This is a genomic window from Thioclava kandeliae (genome assembly GCF_040297545.1).
Taxonomy (GTDB): Bacteria; Pseudomonadota; Alphaproteobacteria; order Rhodobacterales; family Rhodobacteraceae; genus Thioclava; species Thioclava kandeliae.
In genome coordinates, this window is the sequence record NZ_JAYWLC010000074.1 from 1 (window position 1) to 1,209 (window position 1,209).

Annotated in this window: 1 protein-coding gene and 1 pseudogene; one reads left to right on the top strand and one right to left on the bottom strand. The window is 60.3% G+C overall.

Annotation, left to right across the window (positions count from 1 at the left end; all coding sequences use genetic code 11):
* Nucleotides 1-334, top strand: a 334-nt coding sequence (locus VSX56_RS20610) for a transposase (RefSeq protein WP_350938335.1), incomplete at its 5' end; no start/stop codon positions are given.
* Between the two features lie 64 nt (nucleotides 335-398).
* Here the strand turns inward: VSX56_RS20610 and VSX56_RS20615 are convergent.
* Nucleotides 399-1,139, bottom strand: a pseudogene (locus VSX56_RS20615) (IS3 family transposase); the annotation flags it as partial.
* Nucleotides 1,140-1,209: the final 70 nt, after the last annotated feature.

Genomic DNA, 1,209 nt, shown 5'->3' on the forward strand with positions numbered 1-1,209 from the left:
CGCTGATCAGATGCGTCCGAAACTGCCAAAGCTGGCGACCCTCATGGACGGCGCCGAGGAGGATGTGCTGGCCTACATGACCTTTCCCCAGCAGCATCGAACGAAGCTACACAGCACAAATCCGATTGAGCGCCTAAACGGCGAGATCAAGCGCCGTACGGACGTGGTCGGGATCTTTCCTAATGAGGCTTCGATCCGCCGCCTCGTTGGGGCCATCCTGATGGAGCAGACCGAGGAATGGACCGTCCAGCGCGGTCGATACATGACACTGGAAACGCTGGCGCCAATCTGCGATGATGTCGTGGTCAGCTTGCCTGCAGCGCAGCGCGACTGATCAGCTCGGCCCGCCAGTCAGCACGAGGCCCGCTATGAGCTACACCATCAGTTGGGACACGATCGAGATCGGTCAGCGCGACGATGACATCGACCGAGTTCAGCTTGCGTTTTACACGGATCACCAGCACCTGCCCTAGGTGTATTCATCGACGATATTGAGCATGCGGTAGGCCCGCCCGTCCGCCGTCCGGTCTTGGACAAAATCATAGGACCAGACGTGGTTCGGACGCTCCGCCCGCAGCCGAACGCAGGAGCCATCCGCCAGCCAGAGCCGCCCGCGTTTCTTCTGTTTCTGTGGTAATTTAAGCCCTTCGCGTCGCCAAATGCGCTCGACCCGCTTGTGGTTGACGCACCATCCCGCCTGAACCAACAGGCCCGTGATTTGGCGATAGCCATACCGTCCGTATTGCCGCGCCAGTTCGGTGATGTCAGCGGTCGAGCCAAGGCTTCGTCCTGACGACCGAGCGGGATCTTGCGTTGGGTCGACCGGTGCTGTCCTAAAGCCCGACAGGCTCGGCGTTCGGAGATGCCGAGTTCCCGCCGGACATGGTCAATGCACTGACGACATTGCTGCGAGCTCCGAAGGGCTGCGCGTTCGGGCTACAAACCCTCCACTGGAGGGTTTGCTACACGCCCCTCATCTTTGCCCCCTCCGTCAGGATCAGCTTGTCGAGCGTCAGATCCGACACGGCGCGCCTGAGCCGCGTATTCTCTTTCTCGAGTTCCTTCAGTCGCTTGAGCTGATCGCGGTTCATCCCGCCAAACTCACGCCGCCAGCGGTAGTAGGTTTGTTGGTTCGGCATGGCCCTCGAACCATGTATGGATGGCCCCTTGGCAAGTGCTTTCTTCAGTTCTGGCATTCTGGTCGGTCGC